Below are 23030 nucleotides of genomic sequence, written 5' to 3' on the forward strand. Positions count from 1 at the left end.
CTACTGGCTCCGCGCAAGCGAGCCCGGCGACTCCGACTCCTTCATGAACTCCGCGTCGTTGTAGTGATAGAGATCGTCCAGGTAGGGCACGAAGAAGTCATAGAACGAGCGCGAGTCATACCTGATCTCGTCCCCGGGCCTGACGCATTCCGGAATCGGCCCGACATTGGCGTCATCGTCCGGGTAGAAGAAGAAGGTCAGCGCATAGCGCTTCATCGGCGGATTGACCACGCGGTGCGGCGTGGCGATGAAGCGGTCGTTGGACAGGCGGTTCAGGATCTGGCCGGTGTTGACGATCAGCGCGTCCTTGACGTAGCTGACACTCAGCCACTCGCGCGACGGGGTCATGACCTGCAGGCCGGGCACCGGGGTCATCGGCAGCAAGGTCAGGAAGCTGCCGTCGGAATGCGGCGCCAGCGCGTACTGGCCCTCGTCGAGGTGTTCCTCAGGATGGTAGTAGGCGCAGCGCTGGTAGTATTCCGGCGCCTTGAACATGCTGTCGAAATAGTCCGCGCGCAGCTCCAGCGCCCTGGCGTAGATGGGCAGGAACTTCAGCGCCAGGCGCTCCATCGACAACTGGTAGTCGTACAGCGTCTGGCGGAACTCCGGCAGGCTCTCCGGCCACTGGTTCAGGCCACGATGACGCACATTGGCCCGCACCTTGGGGTCGTCCTCGGTGCGGTTGCGCATGAAAAGCCAGGCCGAATTGGTATCCTTCTTGGTGTTCTCCGCAATCTTGGTCCGGATCGCCTCGGACTTCAGGATGGATGCCTTCGGCGGCAGGTAGCCCTGGTGGTGATAGCCGACCCGGTGCCTGAGCTTCTCTTCCATCGGGATCTCGAAGAGCTTGGCGGTCTGGCGGAACGACTCGTCGATCAGGGCGTGCGGGATGCCGTGATTGATCACCGAGAAGAACCCCAGCTCCTCCTGGATCAGCTTGACGTCGGCGGCCAGTTGCTCAAGCGCGCCGGGCACGCCAGCCAGGTAGGGGCCCAGGTCGAGAATGGGCAGGTCGGTCCCGCGCGCTATGGCTGCGCGCACCTGCTCTGAGGGAGCGGCCTGCAACGGCTGGGCCGCAGCCCGGGATGGCATTGCTGTCATGATCGGTGTCTCCTATGGTTTGACTGATACGGGGAACGTGCTGCCTTGCCCGCCGATACGGTGGATCGGCTTGATCAAACTTCCACTGCACACATCTCACTTCCAGAACGCGCATCGGGATTCCGCCCTGGAAGCAAAGGCCTGCTCCCCGGGAATCCGCTGCACCTCCTTGTAGTAGTCCCACGGCTGGCGTGATTCAGCCGGGCTCTTCACTTCCATCAGGCGCAGATCGTGCACCATGCGTCCGTCTCCGCGGATATAGCCGTTCTGGGCGTACATATCGTTGATGCGGGTGGCCTTCATGCCGGCGATCACCTTCGCGGCGGCGTCCGTGCCGGCAGCCTTCACCGCGCGCAGATAGTGCTGTGTCGCCGAGTAGCTGGCCGCCTGCATGCTGGTGGGCTTCTTCTTCATCTTGTCCTGGAACCGCCCTGCCCACTTCCTTGAGTCATCGCTCTGGTCCCAGTACCAGGCTTCGGTCAGGGTGATGCCCTGGGTCAGTCCCAGGCCGAGGGCGTGCACATCCGTGATGAACAGCATCAGCCCCGCGATCTTCATCGACCTGGAGATGCCGAATTCGTTGGCCGCCTTGATCGCATTGATGGTGTCGCCGCCGCCGTTGGCCAGCCCCAGGACCTGGGCCCGCGATGCCTTGGCCTGCAGCAGGAAGGAGGAAAAATCGGAGGCGGACAAAGGATGCCGGACGCTGCCCAGGACCTTGCCGCCGCCGGCGGTGACCACCGCCGCGGTCTCCTTCTCCAGCGAGGCGCCAAAGGCATAGTCCACCGTCAGGAAGTACCACGACCGTCCGCCCTGCCTGGTCATGGCGGCACCGGTGCCCCTGGCCAGGGCCACGGTGTCATAGAGATAGTGGATGGTATAGGGCGAGCACTCCTCATTGGTCAGCTGCGCCGCCACGCCGCCGGTCACCATGACCGGGCGCTGCTTTTCCGCTGCGACCTTGGCCACCGCCAGGCTGGTGCCGGAACTGGGCCCGCTGATGATCATGTCCACCCCTTGCCGGTCGAACCACTCGCGGGCCTGCGTGGCCGCGGTATCGGGCTTGCCGGCATGGTTGGCGTGGACCAGCTCGATGCGCTTGCCGTTGATCTCGCCGCCGGCATCCGCAATCGCCATCCGCACTGCCTCGACCAGGCCGTTGCCGCCCATGTCAGAGTAAAGCCCTGACATGTCCGCCAGCACGCCGATCTTCACCGACTCGTCGCTGAACTGGGCCGCAGCCGGTCCGGCCAGGGCCAGGCCGGCCATGCCCAGCAACGCAGCCGGCCACCTGATCCGCCTTGCCCGGCCTTCAGGCACTCGTTTTCTATTTATCCGCATCTCCCCTCCTGTCGACAGATTGCACTGCATCCGTTCACGCCCGCATCCCGCCTGGTGGCGCTGCCTCTGCCCCGGCCGGGCTGGCCAATGCGGACAGGTGCGCTTTCCTGAGCCTGCGCAACTGCCCCGGATTTGCCCGCACGCTTTCCACCGTTTCGAAATAGCGCCACAGTTCCCCGTCTATGTCGGCACGCAGCCTGATCGCGTCCAGCAGGCGGATTACCGCCAGCCGCTCGTGCCGCATCCTGACGCTGTGCCGCAGCAGCGCCAGCGCGGCCGCCCGCACATCTGGCACCTGGTGCGCCGGGGTTTCGGCGCGGCCGGCGGTGCGGATGGTTTTCTTGAGTGCCTTGATTCTTTCGCGCGACATGGTGCTTGCGGCTCCGGCGTTGTTCGGACTGGCAGCGCTACGCGCCAATGGCTTTGCCCAGCTGGGTCCAGGCCTGGGACAGCTGCTGCCGCAGTGGCAGGGCCAGGAATTCATCGTCCTGATTGGCGACCACCTCGGCGACCTGGACCTCGAGCAGGCGCTTCAGCCGGTAGCGGGCCCGCTGCCTGCGCAAGGCCGCCTGCCGCCCGGCGGCAGCCAGCCACGCCTGGTGCCGGTCGATGGCATCGGACAGAGCACTGACCGAGGCGGGACGCGATGCCGCGGTCAGCAGCACCGGCGGAACCCACGCGCCCTGCGCATGCCGCGTGATGGCGCCGATGCGCCGGATATCCGTGGCCATGCGCTGGGCGCCCGGCAGGTCTGCCTTGTTGACGACGAAGATATCGGCCATTTCCATGATTCCCGCCTTCATCGCCTGCACCATGTCCCCACTGTCCGGCAACAACAGCAGCACCAGCGTATCGACCTGCGCGCGCGCCGCGTATTCCGTCTGGCCGACACCGACCGTTTCCAGCAGCACCTCGGCAAAGCCGAAGTCATCCATCGCATCCAGCATCTCCGGGAGGTTGTCAGCCAGGCCATCCGAGGTGCCGCGCGAGCCCAGCGAGCGGATGTAGAGTTCCGGGCTGGTGCCAAGCTCATCCATGCGGATCCGGTCCCCGAGGATGGCGCCGCCGCTCCTGGGACTGCTGGGATCCACCGCGAGCACGCCGAGGCGCCCCTTAGACGCGCGCGCCATGGCGAGGTGGCCCAACAGGGTGCTCTTGCCCGCGCCGGGCGCACCGGTCATGCCGATGCGCCTGGCCGGATGCAGCGGGGTATCCCGCTGCGCTCGCTGCACCAGCTCCGCGGGCGTGGCGTTGGCGATGCGGGTCAGCGTCCGGCCCAGCGCGCCCCGGTCGAGCGAGGACGGGTTCATGGCGCCACCTTGCCCAGGACTTCATCGCGATGCTCGTCAAGCAACGGCGGCAGGCCATAGCTCGGCTCGTAATCCGAGAAGCGGATCGGGCTTGCCACCGCGCGCAGCGGCAACTCGCCCTGCCCCAGCGCCACGATCAGCGAGCGCGCAGCGGTGATGTCGCTGCCCAACGCCTCATTCAATGTGCCCACCTCCGACACCACCACGCCCTGTGGCCCCAGGCGCCGCACCCATTGCGCCGCCGGGGCGGAGCGCAGCACCTCGGCAATCTCGGGTATCACCTCGGCACGGTGCGCGCGGCGGCCCGCCATGGTGGCAAAGCGCGGATCCGTGGTCCACGCCGGCCGGTCCACCTCCTCGCAGAAGGTCTTCCAGAAGCGGTCATGGGTGATGAAAAGCGTCAGCCAGCCCTTGGCGGTCGGGAAGATCTGTGCGGGCACCAGGTAGGGATGCGACGAGTCGGCCAGCCGCTCGATGGTCTCCCCCGCGTTCAGGGCGGCCCCGGCAAGGTAGTTGAGCTGTGACAGCATCACGTCGTACATGGCCACGTCCACCTGCCCACCCCGCCCCTGCACGATCTTCGCAAGCAAGCCCACTGCGGCAACCAGGCCAGCCGAGTTGTCCACCGCCGAGTAGCCGGCCTTGGTGGGCGGTGCCGCCGGATCTCCCGTCAAGGCCATGACCCCGGTCATGGCCTGGATCACATAGTCGTATGCCGGGCTGTCCGAATAGGGGCCGTCAAGGCCGTAGCCGGTGACGGCCACGCAGACCAGCTGCTCATTCCACTGGCGCAGCACCTCGTAGGTGAGCCCGAGCTTGCGCACCGCCGCCGGACGCAGGTTGGTCACCAGCGCATGGGATTGCCGCAACAGCCGCCCGAGTGCCAGCGTCCCTGCCTCGCTGGCGAGGTCGAGCACCACGCTTTTCTTGTTGCGGTTCAGGCTGGCAAAGTAGGCATTGTGCGGGCCGATGAAATGGGGGCTGATGGTGCGGCCGATATCACCTTCCGGGGTCTCGATCTTGATCACCTCGGCGCCCAGGTCGGTCATCATCAGCCCGCAGTAGGGCCCGGCAAGCATGTGGCCGACTTCGATGATGCGGATGCCGGCAAGGGGCGCGCTCACGCCAGGCTCCTGCCCAGATTGCTGACCACCGTCTCCAGCGGCATGTCGGCGGTAAACACAGCGGTGACCCCCAGCGTCCGCAGGAAGGGCTGGTCCTCGGCGGGAATGGTGCCGCCGACAAAGACCTTGATGTCATGCGCATTGAGTTCGCGCAGCTGGGCGATGACCTCCCCCACCAGCTCCTTGTGGCTGCCAGACAGGATGCTCAGGCCGACTGCGTCAACGCCCTCGTCGACAGCGACCTGCGCGATCTGCAATGGGCTGCGGCGCAGGCCGGTGTAGATGACTTCGGCACCGGCATTGCGCAACGTCAGCGCGATGATCTTCGCGCCGATATCGTGGCCGTCCAGGCCGGGCTTGCCAATCAGTATCCGCTTGCCGGACAACGCGCCGGCGGCTTGCAAGGTGTTCATAGGTTCACCGGCTCCTTGAATTCGCCCCATTGCTGCTTCAGGCAAGCCACCATCTCTCCGACCGTGGCATAGGCATGGCAGCAATCCACCAGATAGGGCATGACGTTCTCGCTGTCCCTGGCGGCCGCGGCCGTCAGCCGGGCCAGCGATGCGTCCACGGCTGACTGCTGGCGCGTATCCAGCACGCGCTGGAACTTCTCCAGGGCCCGCTGCGCGACGGTCGGATCCAGCGTGAACACCTCGCCGACCCGGATCTCCTCCCCCTCCTTCCTGAAGTGGTTCTGGCCGACGATGACGGTCTGGCCGGAATCGGTGTCCAGCTTGCGCTGCAGGCCCCGCTCGGCCAGCCGCATCTGGATCCAGCCATCCTCGATGGCAGGGATCACGCCGCCGTACGCCTCGATCTCGTCCATCACGTGGACGATCTGCGCCTCCATCCGGTCGGTGTGCTGCTCCAGGAAGTAGCTGCCGCCCAGCGGATCGACGGTCCGGCCGATGCCGCTTTCATAGGCGATGATCTGCTGCGTGCGCACGGCCAGCTCGGCGGAGAACTCGGTCGGGATCTGGAAGGCCTCGTCGAAGGCACAGGTGAAGATCGACTGGGCCCCGCCCAGCACCGCGGCCATGGTCTCCACCGCCACCCGCACCACGTTGTTGTAAGGCTGGGGCGCCACCAGCGACGATCCCCCGCAGACGACCCCGAAGCGGAAATGCTGGGCCTTCGCATCCCTGGCGCCATAGCGCTCCTTCATCAGGCGCGCCCAGAGCCGGCGGCCCGCCCGGAACTTGGCGATCTCGTCGAAGAAGTCCATGTGCACGTAGAAGAAGAAGGACAGGCGCTTGGCAAACTTCTCCACGTCGCCGCCCCGGGCACGCAGCTCGTCCACATAGGCCAGTCCGTTGGCCAGGGTGTACGCCATTTCCTCGGCCGCGGTGGCCCCCGCGTCGCGCACATGGGCGCCGGCGATGCTGATGGGGTTGAAGCGTGGCGAGACCTCGTTCGAATAGAGGATCGAATCGGCGATCAGCCGCATCGACGGCCGCACCGGGAAGATCCAGGTGCCGCGCGCGACGTACTCCTTCAGGATGTCGTTCTGGATCGTGCCGGTCAGCTTGCTGCGCGGCACGTTCTGCTTGTCTGCGACGGCCAGGTACATGGCATAGACGATCGCGGCCGTACCGTTGATGGTGAACGAGGTCGAGATCCTTGACAGGTCCAGGCCGTCGAACAGGATCTCGGCCTCGCTCAGGTTCGACAGCGACACGCCGACCTTGCCGATTTCCGGCCGGGCCATCGGGTGGGTCGGATCGAAGCCGCATTGGGTCGGCAGGTCCAGCGCCACTGAAAGGCCGGTCTGGCCCTGCGCCAGCAGGAACTTGTAGCGCTCGTTGGACTCCTCCGCGGTGCCGAATCCCGAGTACTGGCGGATGGTCCACAGCCGGCCCTGGTAGCCATCGGGAAAGATGCCGCGCGTGAACGGGTAGCTGCCGGGGTCCCCGATCTTGTCCGGATGGACCGCCGCCGCATCCACGCTCGCCGGAACCTCGATGCCGCTCTGGCTGACCGGCCGCAAGGCCGGCTCGGCGCCCGCATCCGTCATGGACAGCTCAGCGTTGCTCATTGGGCCCTCCTGGAGAGGATGCCCTCGGCAGCGTTCCAATGGTCCGCATGGAGCCAGGTATGCAACAGTTGCTGCTGCTCGATGGTGCGGGCAGCGTCATGCGACTCGCCGCGCCGGCTGGCCGCGGTCTGCGCCTTGATGCCGCGCAGCACCTGCGGGGCGCAGCCCAGCAGCGGTTGCAGGAAGGCGTGGATGTCCTTGCCGGCGGGTCCGTCCGTGACCACCGCATCGGCCAAGCCCCACTGCAGCGCCTGCTGCGCATCGACAAGCTCGCAACGGCTCATCATGCGCATGGCCCGCGCCGCGCCGACGATCCGGCACAGGTCGGGGCCGCCGCCCCAGGCCGAGGTGATGGCCAGCCGCGCCTGGATAAAGCCGATGCGCGCGCTCGCCGACTGCAGCCGCATGTCGCAGGCCAATGCCAGCTCGGCGCCGCCGCCGATGGCATCGCCGTTCAGGTAGGCCAGCACCGGCAGCGGGCAGTCGCGCACCGCATCCAGGGCACCGCGCGCCTGCTCGCTCATGGCCAGCGTAGCCTCCCGGTCGCGCACGCCGGACAGCTCGACCAGATCGCCGCCTGCCGCAAAGAAGCGCTGGCCGGCGCCGGTCAGCACGATGCAGCGCACCCCGGGCTGCGCCGCCGCGGCGCTCACCACCTGCGCCAATCCCGCCAGCACGTGGCGGGCCAGCGCATTGTGTTTCTGCGCCCGGTCGATCGTGATCCATAGCGCGCCGCCGGCGCGCTCCTCCACGGTGATGTCCTTAGCTGCGTACACGCTGTTCTGCCTCCCGACTGGTTTGAATGGATGCTAGGCGGGGGTTTATTCCGGCACAAGAACGCTAGTTCCGTATCTCGAACAAATGAGTACAATGCAGCGGAATACGGCCACGCCGCCGGCGTTTGTTCAGCCGGCCGAATTTCTTCCAGCCAGGTGCAAGCGAAAGGAGGGGACTATGTCCGGCGTCACGGTGACCGCCATCGAGCGGGTGATCGATATCCTTGAAGCCTTCCAGGCAAACCAGCGGCCGCTGTCGCTGACGGAGCTGGCGGAGGCGATAGACATTCCCAAGAGCACCTGCCACGCCATCGTCTCGACCCTGATGGCACGCGGCTACCTCTATTCCCTCACCCGTCCGCGCGCGCTCTATCCCACCCGGCGCATCTATGACGTGGCGCGCGACATCACCGAGAAAGACCCGTTCGTGGAACGCGCCACGCCGGTGCTGGAGCGGCTGCGCGACGCCACGCGGGAAACCGTGATCCTTGGCAAGCGGCAGGGTGAATCCGTGATCTACCTGCAGGTCATCGAAGGCGTGCACGCGATCCGCTACACGGCCAAGCCGGGGGAGTTCAAGCCGCTGCACTCGAGCTCCATCGGCAAGGCCATCCTGGGCGGCCTGAAGGAGCAGGAGCTGCGCGGCTGGCTGGCCGGCCGGGAACTGCCCGCCATCACCATGGCCACCAAGACCGACCCAGAGGCCCTCGTGCGCGACATCCAGGAAAGCCGGCGCGCCGGCTACTTCGTCACGCGCGGCGAGAACGTCAGCGACGTCTGGGCCGTCGCGACCTTCCTCACGTTGAACAATGAGACCCTGGCCATTGCCGTGGCAGGGCCGAAGAACCGGATGGAGACGTGCATCCCTGAGTGCGCGAAAGTGCTGGTGGCCACCTGCAGCTTCCTGTCGCGGCAGGTGGCAGGCAACCACGCGTGATGGCGCAGTGACGATGAGCCGGCTCCGCTACGCCTCGCTCGATGCCCTGCTGACCGAAGTGCGGGCTTGCCGCGCCTGTGCGCCACACCTGCCGCTGGGCCCGCGCCCGATCGTGCGCGTCGGGGCCGACGCGCGCATCCTGATCGTCGGCCAGGCGCCGGGGATACGCGTGCATGAAACCGGCATTCCCTGGAACGATGCGAGCGGCGACCGCCTGCGGCAGTGGCTCGGGGTCGATGCCGCCACCTTCCTCGACGAATCGCAGTTCGCGATCATCCCGATGGGGTTCTGCTATCCCGGACGCGGCAAGAGCGGCGACAACCCGCCGCGCCGCGAGTGCGCGCCATTGTGGCTCGACCGGCTGCTGGCGCAACTGCCGTCGATCGAGCTGACCTTGCTGGTCGGCCAGTACGCGCAGCGCCATTTCCTCGGGGCGCGCCGCAAGCCGACGCTGACCGAGACCGTCAGGGCATGGAAGGACTACGCGCCCGGCTTCGTGCCGTTGCCGCATCCGTCACCGCGCAACCAGCCGTGGTTCAAGCAGCATCCCTGGTTTGAGGACGAGGTGCTGCCGATGTTGCGTGAGCGGGTTGGCCGGCTGTTGCGGCACGGCCCTGCGCAATCAGGGTAGGCAGCAAGCGATACCCGCGCCACCGTCGCCTGGCCCGCTCACCTCATTCGCTGGCCGTAAAGCCCGAAGCCGCGACCACCGGTCCCCACTGCATGCGCTGCGCCTGGATGAGCTTGCGCAGGGCATCCCCCGGCTTGCCGTTCATCTCCATGCCCAGCGCCGACATCTTGTCGCGCACCACGGGATCCTTGACGGCGTCGAGCAGCGCTTTCTCGATCCTCGCCACCGTAGCCGGCGGCGTCCCCGCCGGCACAAAGGCCGAGTACCAGCCTGACGCCGTCTCGAAACCCGGCGCGCCCGCCTCCGCCAGCGTTGGCACATCAGGCAGCAGCGCCGACCGGCGGGTCCCGGTGACGCCGAGGAAACGGATCTTGCCCGCCCGGTACAGCTCCATCTGCCCCCCCACCGCATCGATACCCAGCGGCAGCGTGCCGCCGATCTCATCGGTCAGCATCATGACGGCGCCGCGATAGGCAGTGGGCAGCAACGGCACGCCAATCGACTTGCTGAGCGACAGCACCCCGAAATGAATGCTGCCGCCGAGCGTGACCAGCCCGACACCGCCCTTGTCCGGGTTGCGCTTCACCCATGCCAGGTATTCCGGCATGGTCCGATAGGGCTGGTTGACGCTGGCGGACGCCACCAGCGGCACGTCGGCCAGGTAGGCGACCGGAACCAGGTCCTTGTCGGGGTCATAGGCCAGGCGCTTGTAGGTCAGCGGAAAGATGGTGAACGGCGGCGCGGGCGAGATCAGCACCGTCTTGCCGTCCGGCGGCGCGCGTTTGACGTTCTCCAGCGCCAGCCGCGCCGATGCGCCGGGGCGGTTCTCGACCAGGACAGGCGTATCGAGCGAAACACGCAGCTTTTCAGCAAGCGCGCGCGCGAAGATGTCCAGCGCGCCACCGGCCGCGAAGCCGACCACGATGCGCACGGGCGCGTCGCCGCTGGCGGGGGCAGCCATGGCAGGAACGGCACTGGCACCCAGGGCCAATGCCAGCGCGGCGGCCAGCCGTCGCAAGGGGTTCGGAAATAGCATACGGATTACTCCGGTTGACGGCGGCGGATGCGCTCAGGCGGCCTCGAGCGCAGTGTGCACTTCCAGCGGATAGATCGGGCGGCGCAGGTTGCGGAACGGGAACTGGCTGTAGTCAGAGCTGCAGACTCCGGGGCCGGCCACCAGCACGATCTCGCTGGCGATCGGCTCGAACCCTGCGCGGAAGTGCTGGCGCGACTTGATCAGGATGTACCTGCGGCGCGACAGGTCGATGCCCGCATGCGTGAACACGCCGGTATCGAACGGCTCCTGCGGCTTCTCGCAGATCACGACCAGCGTGCCGGCGACATCCAGCACCACGGTGCGGCCCAGGCTCAGCTTCATGCCTGTGAACATCGGGCCGGTGACCTGGTAGTTGCCGTCGGTAATGCACTGCACCCGGCCGCTCAGCCGCAGCGGACGGCCCTTCAGGTCCAGCGCGGGCATGTCGGTCTTGCCGCCCACATCCAGTGTGACGGACTGCCCGACGCCGGCGGCAATCAGTTCCGCCACCGCGCCCGGGTCCCAGAACGGCCCGGCGACCACGCCTTCGAGCCCCTGGCGCAGGACTTCGCCCAGCACCGTCATTTCATCCGTCGGCCCGCCAGCGCCGCAGTTATCGCCATGGTCGACCAGCACGACCGGGCCCTGCGTGAGCGTCTTGGCGCGCGCGATGGATTCCTCCATCGGCTCGATCGGAAAAACAAAATCAGCCCGGCGTTCCCACGCCATGCCGCAGAGCTCGTCGAGCAGGCGCCGCCCTGCGTCGACCCTGGCGGCATCCGCCACGATCACCACGGCCAGGCCGGTATGCGGGATATCGGCAAGCGGAAAACCACCAAACACCGAGGCGTTGAGCACCTCGCCATCGCGCTCGGCCGCCATCGCACGCTCCATGATGTCCTTCATGGGTTGCGCGCGCGGGGTCTGGCGCAGCATGTGGGTGAGCATCGGCAGCGTGCGCCACAACAGGACCGGGCGGGCCTCGCCTCGCAGCGCCGCCATCAGGGTACGGGCGGCGCGTGCGCCGGTCTCGTACACGTCCACGTGGGGATAGGTGCAGTAGCCGGCGATCACGGTCGCATTGTCAACCAGCGCAGCGCTGAAGTTGGCGTGGAAATCCAGCGATACCGCGATCGGCACCTCGGGCGCGGCGGCACGGATGCGTGCCAGCAGTTCGCCTTCGGCATCCGGATAGCCCTCGGCCACCATGGCGCCGTGCAGGTCCAGCATCACGGCATCGCAGCCCGCGCCCACCGCCTCGACAATGCTGGCCGCCATCGACTCGAATGCCTGTGCGGTCACCATGCCACTGGGCACCGCGTTCGCCATCAGGGGCATCACGAACTCGTCGCCCTGGCGGCGTACCAGGTCGATGAACGCGGCCGCGGCGCTGTTGGTGCCCTGGCACGCACGCACCGCGTCGTCGCCGTAGAGCGGGCCAGCGGTGCTGCCGCGGTTGAACGCGCTCAATGGCGTGGCAATCGGCGAAAAGGTATTGGTTTCATGCCGCATCAGGGCAATGACAAAACGCATGGACTGGCTCCGACAGCGTGAAGGGTTCAGTTGGATTCGAGATCGACTGCGCGCGCAATGGCGCCGTAGCGGATCGTTTCCGCTTGCAGGAAGCGGCGGGCCTGCTCGGGGGTGGAAAGGACCGGCTCATAGGCAAGCGTCTGCAGGCGCGCGGCAAAGTCCGCTTCCTGCACGCTGGCCTTCACTTCCCTGTAGAGCCGGTCGATGACCGGGGCCGGCGTACCCGCCTTGACCACCAGCGCCAGGTTGCCGCGTACCTGCAGCACATCCGTGCCGCCCGCCTTCTGCGTTTCGAGGCTGGGAAACTGCGTGACGGGCTCCGCCTGCAGCGTAGCCAGGGGCCTGGCCTTGCCATCCTGGACGTAATTGACCGAAGAGCCGATCACATCGACATGCGCATAGGTCTGGCCGCCGATCAGGTCCGCCATGGCCGGCGGCGAGCCGCGGTATGGAACGATGGTGAAATCCAGGCCATTGCGGCGCTTCCAGTCGGCCAGGCCGAGGTGCGCAGCCCCCGCGACGACGTTGATGCTGATCGACACCTTGCCGGGATTGCGCTGGATATGCGTCTTCAGCTCGCCCAGAGTCATCTCCTTGCGGTCGGCGCGCGTGATGATCCAGTGCGGCACGGTGCTGACGATGGTCACCGGCGTCAGGTCGGTCTCGGGGCGATAGCGCAGGCCCTTGATCGTGAACGGATTGATACTGAGCGTGCCGTCGCTGGCCAGCAGCAGCGTGTTGCCGTCGGCCTTCTCCTTGAGCACCGACGACACACCCGGCACGGTCGCGCCACCGGCGATGTTCTCCACCATCACCGGCTGCCCCAGCCGCTGTTCCAGCTTGCGCGCGAGTGTGCGGCCGATGATGTCGTAGGAACCACCGGCCGGGAACGGCACCACCAGGCGCAGCGGCCGGTCGGGCCACGCGGGTGCGGCAGTTGCGCAAGTGGCTGCGAGCAAGGCTGCGCCGGCAAGCATGCCGCGCATGATCGAGCGCAAATGGCTCATGGTTTCCATGGGTCTCCTCCTGAGGTCTGATTGCCTCGTGATGGCTTGGAATGAATCAGGTGATGCGCCGACTATATGGGATCGGTTCCGATACCAAAAGCGAATAAAAATCGCTGTTTGTTGAGCAAATGGTTAACTTGTAGAATGAGCCACCCGGCCCCGCCGATCGTCGCCTGCCCCCATGCCCGCCGAAGCCTTCGCCCATACCCTGCTTGGCCGCCTCAAGCTGCGCCACCTGCGCATCATGCTGGCGCTGAGCGAGATGCCAACCGCCGCAGCCGTCGCCGCGCGCTTTCATGTCAGCCCCGCCGCGGTGTCCAAGACCCTGGCCGAGATCGAAGACATCGTGGGCATGCCGCTGTTCGAGCGCAGCCGCCGCGGCCTGCACCTGACCGAGCCCGGACGGGAGATGGCAGCCCATGCGGCGGTCTTGCTGGCGCAGCTCGAACGGCTCGCCGAATCGCTGCAGGCAGTGCGTGCCGGCAGCCAGGGGGCGTTGCGCATCGCGTTCCGGACAATGTCGGTGCAGCCCTTCCTGGCGCGGGCGATGAGCGACTTCTACCGTGACCATCCGCGCGTGGAGATCAGCGTGATCGAAGGCGGCATCGGCGAACTGGCGGATCAACTGGTGGATGGCTCGCTGGACCTGCTGTTCGCCTATGACGATCCGCGCCTGTCGCTACCCGCGCTGCGCACGGCACCGGTAGTCCCGGCGCAGAAGGTGGTGATTGTCGCCAGCCTGGACCATCCGCTGCTCACGCGCCGCAAGCTGGCGGCGCGGGAACTGTCCGGGCAGCAATGGTGCATTCCGGTGGCCGGCTCGCGCATGCTTCACCTGCTGCACACGGCGTTTCATACCCTAGGGGCGCCGGCGCCCTCGCTGGGCATCCGCACCAGCGATGTGGCCGCCACGGCCAGCTTGTTGCAGGCTGGTCATTTCCTCGCGGTGTTCCCCGAGCGCATTGCCGCGCAGCTCACCCTGGCCAAGGTGGCGCGAGTGCTTCGCTTCGAACTCGGCAGCCGCGTGGAGCCGGTGGTCGCGGTCTGGAACGACGAACTCACGCCACGCACGCCGGCGCGCCTGTTTCGCGAGCTCGTCATGCGTCGCGCCGGCGAGACCCTCGTGGCCGAGCCAGTGCCGTTGCTGGCCGCGCGCGCGGTGGCGGCGGCCGGCGTTCGCAAGCGCTGAACGGGAAGCCGGCCCGGCTCAGTGCGCGCACAGCACCGCAGCCATCTCCCTCGCCGCGCCCTGCAGCGTCGGCACCGCCTGCAGCAGCGCCTCAAGCGAAGCCCGCGCAGTCGGCGCATGACAGGCAATCGCGGCCACCACCCGGCCTGAACCCTCTCCATCCGGCTCGCGCACCGGCACTGCCACCGCGCACATGCCGCGCACGAATTCCTCGTGGTCCACGCCGATGCCGCGCGCGCCCAGCCGGTCCAGCTCGGTGTTGAGTCCCGGCACATCGGACAGCGTGCGCGGCGTGTGCGGGGCCAGGTCCAGCCGCCTGAGCATCTGCTGGCGCTCCAGCCGGTTCATCGCTGACAGGAACAGCTTGCCGCTGGCGGTGCAGTGCAGCGGCACGTGGATGCCGGGCGACAGCTGCAGGCGCAGTGGCTCGTGCGTCTCGACCCGCTCCACATAGAGGACCCGGTCGCCGTCGAGCGCGGTGAGGTTGCAGGTCTCGCCCAGGCTCGCCACCAGCCTGGCCAGGATGGCGCGGCACTCGCGCAGCATCGGCGGGCTCCTGAGGGTCTGCAGTGCCAGCGACGCGGCGCCCGGGCCGGGCACATAGCCGCGCTCGGCGGGCATGCGGACCACGAAGCCGGTGCGCTCCATGGCGGCCAGCAGGCGCATCAGTGTCGCCTTGGGCACATGCAACCGCTGCGAAAGCTGGGACAACGTCTGCGGGTGCTGCGCCCTGGCCAGGCTGGACAGCACCATCAGCACGCGCAGGCTGCGTGCATCGTCCTCCACCGCCCCGTCTTCTGCTGCAGTGCGATTCTGAAACGGGAATTGCACGTTCTGTTTCACAACCGGCGTCTCCTCGCGATTGAGCTTTCCATTCCGGCTTTGAAAAATAAAATCCGGAACAGAATGTTTCAGATTATAGATCCAAGCCGGATGGTTACGTGCCTGCCGGCCAAAAAAGGAGACAGCGACGATGTCGCAAACCGTTGACTACATCGTGGTAGGCGCCGGCTCGGCCGGGTGCGTGCTGGCCAACCGGCTCAGCGAAGACGGCCGCTATTCGGTCTGCCTGCTGGAGGCCGGCCCGCCCGACCGCTACCCGTGGATCCATATCCCGATCGGCTATGGCAAGACCATGTTCCACAAGCAAGTGAACTGGGGCTTCTATACGGATCCCGATCCCAACATGCTCGATCGCCGCATCTACTGGCCGCGCGGCCGCACGCTGGGCGGCAGCAGCGCCATCAACGGCCTGATCTACGTACGCGGCCAGCGCGAGGACTATGACCACTGGGAAACGCTGGGCAATCCGGGCTGGAGCTGGGACAACTGCCTGCCCTACTTCCGCAAGCTCGAGAACAACGACCTTGGCGCCGGCCCCACGCGCGGCACCGACGGCCCGCTGAACGCGACCTCGATCGACCGGCAGCATCCGCTGGTCGATGCCTTCATCGGCGCCGGCCAGGCGCTGGGCCTGCCCCGCAAGACCGACTTCAACGGTGGCGACCAGGAGGGCGTGGGCTATTACCAGCTCACCACCCGCAACGGCTGGCGCTGCTCCACCGCGGTGGCCTACCTGCGCCCGGCGCGCGGGCGCACGAACCTGCGCGTCGAGACCGATGCCCACACCACCGGGATCCTGTTCGAAGGCAAGCGTGCCGTGGGCGTGCGCTACACCCAGCATGGCCAGCCCTATATCCTGCGGGCGCGGCGCGAGGTGATCCTGTGCGCGGGCGCGCTGCAGTCGCCGCAGTTGCTGCAGCTGTCGGGCATCGGCCCGGCGCCGTTGCTGCAGGACCTGGGCGTACCGGTGGTGCATGCCCTGCCGGGCGTGGGCGAGAACCTGCAGGACCATCTGCAGGTGCGACTGATCTACGAGGTGGCCAAGCCGATCACCACCAACGACCAGCTGCGCTCGCTGACGGGCAAGGCGCGCATGGGCCTGGAATGGCTGCTGATGCGCAAGGGGCCGCTGGCGATCGGCATCAACCAGGGCGCGATGTTCTGCCGCGCACTGCCGCAGGAAAGCGCCACGCCGGACACGCAGTTCCATTTCTCGACCCTGTCCGCCGACATGGCGGGCGGCACGGTGCATCCCTTCTCCGGCTGCACCTATTCGGTATGCCAGTTGCGGCCCGAGTCGCGCGGCACGGTGCGGATCCGCTCGACCGATCCGTATGAGCCGCCGTCGATGCAGCCCAACTACCTGTCGGCCGAGCTGGACCGGCGCTGCACCGTGGCAGCGGTGCGCTACGCCCGGCGCGTGGCGCAGGCCGAACCGATGCGCGGCCTGATGAAGCGCGAGTTCCGGCCGGGCGACGAGGTGCGCAGCGACGACGAGATCCTGCATTTCTGCCGCGAGTACGGTGCCACCATCTTCCATCCGTCGGGCACCGCGAAAATGGGGCCCGCCGCCGATCCATTGGCAGTGGTCGATGCGCGCCTGCGCGTGCATGGCGTGGGCGGGCTGCGCGTGGTGGACTGCTCGGTGATGCCTACGCTGGTCTCAGGCAACACCAACGTGCCGGTGGTGATGATGGCCGAGCGCGCGGCCGACTTCATCCGCGAAGACGCACGGCGGGAAGTGCATCCCGTCGACGTGGCAACCAAGATGGCAGCAGCCGCCTGAGCGGCCTGCGCCAATCCTGATTGCGAACAACCAAGGCCAGGCACCCATAACAAGGCCAAACCCTGCAGTGCATCCGGCGTCCATAACCATCCTTCCAGAGGACGCCGCCCATCACCAGAGGAGACAAGCATGACAAGCCCCAACGAACAGGCGATCCGCAAGGTCGCGCTGGCGTCCGTGATCGGCGCCACCATCGAATGGTATGACTTCTTCCTGTACGGCGTGGTCGCCGGCCTGGTCTTCAACAAGCTGTACTTCCCCGGCAATGACCCGCTGGTGGCCACCATGCTGGCCTACACCACCTTTGCGGTGGGCTTTGTCACGCGGCCGCTGGGCGGCGTGATCTTCGGGCACTTTGGCGACAAGGTTGGCCGCAAGAGCATGCTGGTGATCACGCTGATGATCATGGGCGTGTCCACCTTCCTGATCGGGCTGGTGCCGACCTATGACAGCATCGGCATCCTGGCGCCGATCCTGTTGCTGCTGCTGCGCGTGCTGCAGGGCATCGGCCTGGGTGGCGAATGGGGCGGCGCGGTGCTGATGGCCTATGAGTACGCACCGCCGGGCAAACGGGGCTTCTATGCGTCGCTGCCGCAGATCGGGCTGGCGATCGGACTGTGCCTGGCATCCGGCGTGGTGGCGCTGCTGTCGCTGACCCTGACCGATACGCAGTTTCTGGCGTGGGGCTGGCGCGTGGCCTTCCTGATCTCGGCGGGGATGGTGTTCGTGGGCATGTATATCCGCCTCAACGTCAAGGAGACACCTGAATTCGCCGTGATCAAGCAGCGCAATGCCGAGACCCAGATTCCCTTTGTCGACATGATGCGGCGCTACCCGGGCAATATCCTCAAGGGCATGGGCGCACGCTATATCGACGGGGTCTTCTTCAACATCTTCGGCGTGTTCTCGATCACCTACCTGACCCAGACCATCAATATCAGCCGGACTGAAGCGCTGGTCGGCGTAATGGCGGCGGCCATTGCGATGTGCTTCTTCATTCCGTTCTTCGGCCACCTGTCCGACCGCATCGGCCGCACCCGCGTGTATTTCTGGGGCTCGCTGATCACGGCGCTGTCCGCCTTCCCGGCGTTCTGGCTGATGCTGAACAGCGGCGGCAACACCATGCTGCTGTGGCTGTCCATCGTGGTGCCGTTCGGCATCCTCTACGCCGCGGTCTATGGCCCGGAAGCTGCGCTGTTCTGCGAGCTGTTCGATGCCAGGGTGCGATACACCGGGATCTCGTTCGTCTACCAGTTCTCGGGAATCTTCGCCTCCGGCATCACGCCCATCATCGCCACGGCACTGCTCAAGTCGGGCGGCGGCAAGCCCTGGCAGATCTGCGCCTACGTTGCCTTTGCGGGGGTGGTGTCGGCGTTGTCGGTGGCGCTGATCGGACGGGGCGAAGGCTCCCAGGCGCCGCGTGAAAACGGCATGCCGCTGCGCGGTCCGGCGCGATAGGCGAGGAGCGGGCCGCCGCCCGCCGGCAATGTCTTAGAATGGCGCAACGCCAATGACAGGGACATTGCATGCAAACTCCGGACGGCACCGGTGCAGCCGCCGCCCCGCTCCTGCCCAGGGTCGTGCGCCAGCGGCTGCACGACACCGTGGTCGACCACCTGCGCAACTTTATCGTCGAGGGGGTGCTGCCGCCGGGCATGAAGCTCAATGAGCGCGAGCTGTGTGAAACGCTGGGCATCTCGCGCACGCCGCTGCGCGAGGCGCTGAAGGTGCTGGCCGCCGAGGGGCTGATCGAGATCTCGCCCAACCGCGGCGCGAGCGTGTCACGGATGAGCGAGGCCGAGGCCTGGGAAGCCTTCGAGCTGATGAGCGGCCTGGAGGCGTTTGCCGGGGAGCTGGCGTGCGAGCGCATCACGCCGCCGGAGCTGGCCGAGATCAAGGCGCTGCACTACGCCATGCTGGCCTGCCGCGCGCAGAACGACCTGCCCGGCTACTACGCCCGCAACCAGGAGATCCACGACCGCATCGCCGGTGCCGCGCGCAACCAGACGCTGCAGCAGACCTACCTGACCCTCAACCGGCGGCTCAAGGCGATGCGTTTCCGCTCCAACCACCAGACCGACAAATGGGACCGCGCCGTGCACGATCACGAAGAGATGATCCACGCGCTGGAAGCCCGCGACGGCAAGCGGCTGGCGGCCATCCTGCGCCAGCACTTGCTGGAGAAGCGCGCCGCGCTGATGCAGATCCATCCCGACCCGATCGGCGGCGCACCGGCGATGCCGAACGCCTGAGGCCTGGCACCCTTAAGCCGTCAGGCGGCCGCCCCGGCCTCGGGACGATCCAGGTAGCCGCCGACGATACGGACCAGCAGCGGCAGCTTGCCGGTAAAGAAGTGGTCCGCCCCCGGCACCACTACCACGGGCAGCCCCTGCGGGCGCGCCCAGTCGAACAGCGCGCCGAGTTCCGCGCGCTCGTCACGCTCGCCGTGGACCACCAGGCAATCGGCGGGAACGGCCGGCGTGTCATAGCTGCGGTGCGCCTTGACGGTGCCGTAAGGCGTGCCGGCAAGCACCAGGTGGCGGATCGGCACGGACCGCGCCGCCAGCGTGGCGGCGGCATTGGCCATGACGAACGCACCAAAGGAAAAGCCGGCCAGTGCCAGCGGCAGGCCGGGATGGGCCTCGCGCAGATGGGCGACCACGGCGAGCATGTCCTGCGCCTCGCCGCTGCCCTGGTCATGCTGCCCCGCGGACCCCTCGACCCCGCGGAAATTCGGCCGCACGGTCAGGAAGCCGCGTGCCACCAGCGCCTTGGCCAACTGGTGCGGCACCTTGTGCGTGGCCGAGCCGCCCAGCAGCGGATGCGGATGCGCGACCACGGCGATGCCTCGCGGCGCGCCGGCGGGACGGTCCACCAACATTTCGATCTGCCCGGCCTCGCCGCCGAGCTGCGCCTTTTCCGTGCCTGACGGAACAGCCATGCCATCTCCTGGTAATGAAATGGGCCGCCTGCGGCCCGAAAGACCGTGATGGTAATGCGATTCCCGCAGACCACGCGCCACCGCGCGCGTATCCGTATCAAAATGTCACCCCGTGCGCTATCCGACACAAGGAACGGCTGGGTGGCGTATCCGCTTTCGTATAATTTCGCGAACCGCGGCAAGGCCGTTTTTCGTGTCCTCTGGTCCCGCCGCCATCGGTCAGCACGTCCCGTGTCCCGCACACCGGCCTGCCAGGCAGCCCGCCGCGCTTCGTGCCCTGACCAGACTTCGCTGAAGGGAGCGCCAGCGAGCGGCTCCCTTCCCGTGTTCATTGCCGGTGCTCCGGCCGTTCCCGCATCCCATCGCCGCCGCACCCGACGCGTGCCAGCGCGATGCCGTTGCCGATGCCGGGGCCGCCGCAAGTCACCATCCGACGAGATTCCGCCATGAGCAAAGTTTCACGGCTCGCACTGGGCCTTGCGCTCGCTGCGCTATGCCACCTGACGCCGGCCGCACTGGCCGCCCCGGCATCAGAAGCGGCTTCCGAGGCCGGCGCCCAGCAGGCGCCCGCCATCAGCCACGGCGAGGCCGCCGCCGAACTCAAGCGCCTGCAGACCGAGCAGGACCGCATCAAGCAGCAGGCCTCCGACCCGGAAGGCAACACCAGGCTGCATGAACTCGAAGAAACGCTGCAGAAGCTCGATGCCGACGTCGACAAGCTGTCTTCGGCGCTGACGCCGCAGCGGGCGCAGCTGCAGGCGCAGCTGGACGTGCTGGGCCCGCCACCGGCGGCCGCCACCACCAAGGAAGCGCCGGCGGTGGTCAGGCAGCGCGCCGATCTGAATGCGCGCCGTGCCCAGCTTGACGCACAACTCAAGCAGGCAGGAGAGAGCAAGGCGAACATCGCCAACCTGAGCGACCAGCTGGCGCGGCTGCAGCGCGGCCAGATGAAGGACCAGCTCGCGCTGCGCTCCGAGAGCATCCTGAACCCGCAGTTCTGGAAGCCGCTGGTCAGCCCGACACAGGAAGACCAGGCGCGCCTGGCCACCTTTACCGACCAGGTGGTGCCGATGGCGCAACTGGCCTGGCAGCCGTCACAGCGCGCCGCCACCATCGCCTTGCTGTTGCTGGCCCTGGCGGTATGGACCCTGGGCCGGCGCCTGGCGGAACGGGCACTGGCGTGGTTCTGCCTGCACAAGCTGCCGGAGACGCGCCTGCGCCGCAGCGCCCTGGCACTGTCCACCACGCTGGCCACCGTGTGCACCACCGGGCTGGCGGTGCAGCTGGTCTACAACGCCTTCACGCGCAGCTATGAACTGCCGCCGGACCTGGTCGAGCTGTACGGCCAGCTGCTCAAGCTGACGCTGACCAGCGCGCTGATCGCGGGCCTGGGGCGCGCGCTGCTGTGCACGCGCCATCCCTCCTGGCGCCTGCCGGCGCTGGCCGATCCGGTGGCGCTGGCGATGAAGCCGTTCCCCGCCGTGCTGGCCGGCCTGTTGCTGCTGGCCGGCACGCTCGAGCAGCTGAACCGCATTGCCGATACCAGCGTGCAGGTCACGCTGCTGGGACGCGGGCTGGTCTCGCTGGTGGTGGTGCTGACCATCGGCGCCGCGCTGCTGCGCGCCAACCGCGTGCGCAACCTGCTGGCGGCCGCCGGCGAGCGGCCCGAGGCGCGCGCCACGCTGGCGGGCATGATCCACGCCGGCGTGTCGGTCATCGTGCTGGTGTCGGTGGTGGCGCTGCTGGCCGGCTACATCAGCTTTGCGCGCTTCCTGACCTACGAGCTGGTCTGGTTCGACATCGTGCTGTGCAGCCTGTACCTGCTGACCCAGGTCACGCGCGACGTCTGCGAAAGCCTGCTCTCGACCAACTACGCCAGCGGCCGTGTCATCAAGCAGCTGTTCGGCGTGGACGATTCGCACCTGGAGCAGGCCTCCACCATCCTGTCAGGCATCGGCGCCAGCGTGCTGCTGCTGGTGGCGGTGCTGGCGCTGCTGACCGGCGGCTTCGGCACCACACCCGCGGACCTGCTCAACAGCCTGGTAATGGTGCTGGGCGGCGAGAAGCTGCACAGCCTCAACATCATGCCCGACCGCATCCTGAATGCGCTGGTCGCTCTCGGGGTCGGCATCTGGCTGCTGCGCTCGGTGCGGCGCTGGCTCGATGGAGAACTGCTGCCCAAGGTCTGCAAGGAGCCGGGCCTGCGCGCCTCGCTGATTACGCTGTACAGCAATGTCGGCTACGTGTTGCTGGTGCTGCTGGTGCTGTCGCTGCTGGGCGTGCGCTGGGACAACCTGGCGTGGATCGTCAGCGCGCTGTCGGTGGGTATCGGCTTCGGCCTGCAGGAGATCGTGAAGAACTTCGTCTCCGGCCTGATCCTGCTGACCGAGCGTCCGGTCAAGGTGGGCGACATGGTCAGCATTGCCGGCGTGGAGGGCGATATCCGCCGCATCAACGTGCGCGCTACCGAAATCCAGCTGGGCGACCGCTCCACCGTGATCGTGCCCAACTCGCAGCTGATCTCGCAGAACCTGCGCAACGTGACCATGAGCAACAGCACCCAGGGAGTGGCGTCGCTGCAACTTACCTTCCCCCTGAATACCGACCCCGAACAGCTGCGCGACCTGCTGCTGGACGTCTACCGCGAGAACGAGAGCATCCTGGACGTGCCGGCACCCTCGGTCATGTTCAGCCAGCTGGCGCCCAACGGCATCACGCTGTCGGTGACGGGCTATGTCGGCAGCCCGCGCATCGCCGCCAACACGCGCAGCGACCTGTTGTTCGAAATCCTCAAGCGCCTGCGCGCCGCGGACATCTCGCTGTCGGTGCCGCAATCGCTGCGGCTGGAAAACATGCCGCCATTCGGGCAGGAGCCCGAGCGCGCGCTGGCCGCCGGCTGACCGGCATTAAAGCAGCCGTTACAACCCTAACAAGTCGCCGGCCGCGCAGAAACACCTTGAGGGGCGCTTTGCGTGCATCATGAATGCACACAAGCTGCATCAGAAGGAGTCCGATATGCGCCCCTCCACCCGAATCGTTTCAGCGGTTGCCCTGAGCGTGGCGCTGGTGGCAGCCGGCCCGGCATCCGCGCGCGGCCGCCACCACCACCACGGCGGCGGCTCGAATGCCGGAGCGGTGCTGGCTGTCGGCGCGCTGGTCGGCCTGGCCTTTGGCGCGGCCCTGGCCTCGACGCCGGTCATGGCGGCACCGCCCCCCGTCACGTACGCACCGGCTCCGGTGACCTACGCGCCGGCTCCCGTCTCATACGCACCGCCGGCAGCGCCGCCGGGGTATTGCTACCGCGACTACGACCGTGCCTATGTGCCTTGCGGCCCGCAGCCGTCGGGGTATTACGAACAGCAGCAGCCGTATTACGGCTATTGAATAAGGCGGCTGTGCAAAAAAGAAACGCCCCATGCCAAGCATGGGGCGTTTGTCTT

The 23030-nt window shown here is 67.2% G+C and carries 21 protein-coding genes; 8 read left to right on the forward strand and 13 right to left on the reverse strand.

Going from position 1 to position 23030, the window contains the following annotated elements; translation table 11 throughout:
• The 8 genes from I6H87_RS28045 to I6H87_RS28080 all read right to left on the reverse strand — a co-directional run bounded on the left by I6H87_RS28045 (window position 1) and on the right by I6H87_RS28080 (window position 7687).
• The gene (locus I6H87_RS28045; RefSeq protein WP_011617500.1) at window positions 1-1101 is read right to left on the reverse strand and encodes an isopenicillin N synthase family dioxygenase; all 1101 of its coding nucleotides are present in this window, start codon (window positions 1099-1101) and stop codon (window positions 1-3) included.
• Between the two features lie 96 nt (window positions 1102-1197).
• Window positions 1198-2370 (reverse strand): ABC transporter substrate-binding protein, encoded by a 1173-nt coding sequence (locus I6H87_RS28050; protein WP_037023437.1) that lies wholly within the window; start codon window positions 2368-2370, stop codon window positions 1198-1200.
• Between the two features lie 106 nt (window positions 2371-2476).
• Entirely contained in the window at window positions 2477-2812 is a 336-nt protein-coding gene (locus tag I6H87_RS28055) for a hypothetical protein (RefSeq protein WP_010810315.1), read from the reverse strand.
• A 37-nt stretch (window positions 2813-2849) separates the two neighbouring features.
• Complete coding sequence (meaB, locus tag I6H87_RS28060; protein ID WP_010810316.1) at window positions 2850-3752, reverse strand: methylmalonyl Co-A mutase-associated GTPase MeaB; 903 nt, start codon at window positions 3750-3752, stop codon at window positions 2850-2852.
• On the reverse strand, window positions 3749-4876 hold the full coding sequence (locus I6H87_RS28065; RefSeq protein ID WP_010810317.1) for a CaiB/BaiF CoA transferase family protein: 1128 nt from the start codon (window positions 4874-4876) through the stop codon (window positions 3749-3751). Before I6H87_RS28065 ends, meaB begins: the two co-directional genes overlap by 4 nt.
• Entirely contained in the window at window positions 4873-5289 is a 417-nt protein-coding gene (locus I6H87_RS28070; RefSeq protein ID WP_010810318.1) for a cobalamin B12-binding domain-containing protein, read from the reverse strand. Before I6H87_RS28070 ends, I6H87_RS28065 begins: the two co-directional genes overlap by 4 nt.
• A complete protein-coding gene (locus tag I6H87_RS28075; protein ID WP_011617502.1) occupies window positions 5286-6911 on the reverse strand; it encodes an acyl-CoA mutase large subunit family protein in 1626 nt (541 codons plus the stop codon). Before I6H87_RS28075 ends, I6H87_RS28070 begins: the two co-directional genes overlap by 4 nt.
• On the reverse strand, window positions 6908-7687 hold the full coding sequence (locus I6H87_RS28080; RefSeq protein WP_011617503.1) for an enoyl-CoA hydratase/isomerase family protein: 780 nt from the start codon (window positions 7685-7687) through the stop codon (window positions 6908-6910). The genes I6H87_RS28075 and I6H87_RS28080 overlap by 4 nt, the downstream gene beginning before the upstream one ends.
• Before the next feature lie 178 nt (window positions 7688-7865).
• On the opposite strand from I6H87_RS28080, the gene I6H87_RS28085 reads away from it, so the two are divergent.
• Together I6H87_RS28085 and I6H87_RS28090 are read left to right on the forward strand one after the other, a co-directional pair.
• A complete protein-coding gene (locus I6H87_RS28085) occupies window positions 7866-8624 on the forward strand; it encodes an IclR family transcriptional regulator (protein WP_010810321.1) in 759 nt (252 codons plus the stop codon).
• A gap of 13 nt (window positions 8625-8637) precedes the next feature.
• Entirely contained in the window at window positions 8638-9255 is a 618-nt protein-coding gene (locus I6H87_RS28090; RefSeq protein ID WP_011617504.1) for a uracil-DNA glycosylase family protein, read from the forward strand.
• Window positions 9256-9298: 43 nt separating this feature from the next.
• On the opposite strand, the gene I6H87_RS28095 is transcribed toward I6H87_RS28090, so the two are convergent.
• Genes I6H87_RS28095 through I6H87_RS28105 form a run of 3 tightly spaced genes read right to left on the reverse strand, consistent with a single transcriptional unit; the run spans window position 9299 to window position 12840 of the window.
• Window positions 9299-10291, reverse strand: coding sequence for a tripartite tricarboxylate transporter substrate-binding protein (locus I6H87_RS28095; RefSeq protein WP_011617505.1), 993 nt, complete (start codon window positions 10289-10291; stop codon window positions 9299-9301).
• 33 nt (window positions 10292-10324) lie between these two features.
• A complete protein-coding gene (locus tag I6H87_RS28100) occupies window positions 10325-11824 on the reverse strand; it encodes a M81 family metallopeptidase (protein WP_010810324.1) in 1500 nt (499 codons plus the stop codon).
• A 26-nt stretch (window positions 11825-11850) separates the two neighbouring features.
• A complete protein-coding gene (locus tag I6H87_RS28105; protein ID WP_010810325.1) occupies window positions 11851-12840 on the reverse strand; it encodes a Bug family tripartite tricarboxylate transporter substrate binding protein in 990 nt (329 codons plus the stop codon).
• Between the two features lie 172 nt (window positions 12841-13012).
• Here I6H87_RS28105 and I6H87_RS28110 point away from each other — a divergent pair, with 172 nt between their 5' ends.
• The gene (locus tag I6H87_RS28110) at window positions 13013-14020 is read left to right on the forward strand and encodes a LysR family transcriptional regulator (RefSeq protein ID WP_010810326.1); all 1008 of its coding nucleotides are present in this window, start codon (window positions 13013-13015) and stop codon (window positions 14018-14020) included.
• Between the two features lie 18 nt (window positions 14021-14038).
• Here I6H87_RS28110 and I6H87_RS28115 read toward each other — a convergent pair whose 3' ends face one another.
• Window positions 14039-14863: an IclR family transcriptional regulator gene (locus I6H87_RS28115; protein ID WP_010810327.1), complete on the reverse strand. Its 825-nt coding sequence runs from the start codon at window positions 14861-14863 to the stop codon at window positions 14039-14041.
• Window positions 14864-14993: 130 nt separating this feature from the next.
• On the opposite strand from I6H87_RS28115, the gene I6H87_RS28120 reads away from it, so the two are divergent.
• The 3 genes from I6H87_RS28120 (at window position 14994) to I6H87_RS28130 (ending at window position 18901) form a co-directional block, all read left to right on the forward strand.
• A complete protein-coding gene (locus tag I6H87_RS28120; protein ID WP_010810328.1) occupies window positions 14994-16649 on the forward strand; it encodes a GMC family oxidoreductase in 1656 nt (551 codons plus the stop codon).
• Between the two features lie 129 nt (window positions 16650-16778).
• Complete coding sequence (locus I6H87_RS28125) at window positions 16779-18107, forward strand: MFS transporter (RefSeq protein ID WP_011617506.1); 1329 nt, start codon at window positions 16779-16781, stop codon at window positions 18105-18107.
• 68 nt (window positions 18108-18175) lie between these two features.
• Entirely contained in the window at window positions 18176-18901 is a 726-nt protein-coding gene (locus I6H87_RS28130; RefSeq protein ID WP_011617507.1) for a GntR family transcriptional regulator, read from the forward strand.
• A gap of 20 nt (window positions 18902-18921) precedes the next feature.
• Here I6H87_RS28130 and I6H87_RS28135 read toward each other — a convergent pair whose 3' ends face one another.
• Entirely contained in the window at window positions 18922-19590 is a 669-nt protein-coding gene (locus I6H87_RS28135; protein ID WP_011617508.1) for an alpha/beta hydrolase, read from the reverse strand.
• 446 nt (window positions 19591-20036) lie between these two features.
• On the opposite strand from I6H87_RS28135, the gene I6H87_RS28140 reads away from it, so the two are divergent.
• Together I6H87_RS28140 and I6H87_RS28145 are read left to right on the forward strand one after the other, a co-directional pair.
• Window positions 20037-22490, forward strand: a complete 2454-nt coding sequence (locus tag I6H87_RS28140; protein WP_011617509.1) for a DUF3772 domain-containing protein — start codon at window positions 20037-20039, stop codon at window positions 22488-22490.
• A 115-nt stretch (window positions 22491-22605) separates the two neighbouring features.
• A complete protein-coding gene (locus I6H87_RS28145) occupies window positions 22606-22974 on the forward strand; it encodes a hypothetical protein (RefSeq protein ID WP_011617510.1) in 369 nt (122 codons plus the stop codon).
• The last annotated feature ends 56 nt before the right edge of the window (window positions 22975-23030 follow it).

It is taken from the genome of Cupriavidus necator (genome assembly GCF_016127575.1).
GTDB lineage: Bacteria > Pseudomonadota > Gammaproteobacteria > Burkholderiales > Burkholderiaceae > Cupriavidus > Cupriavidus necator_D.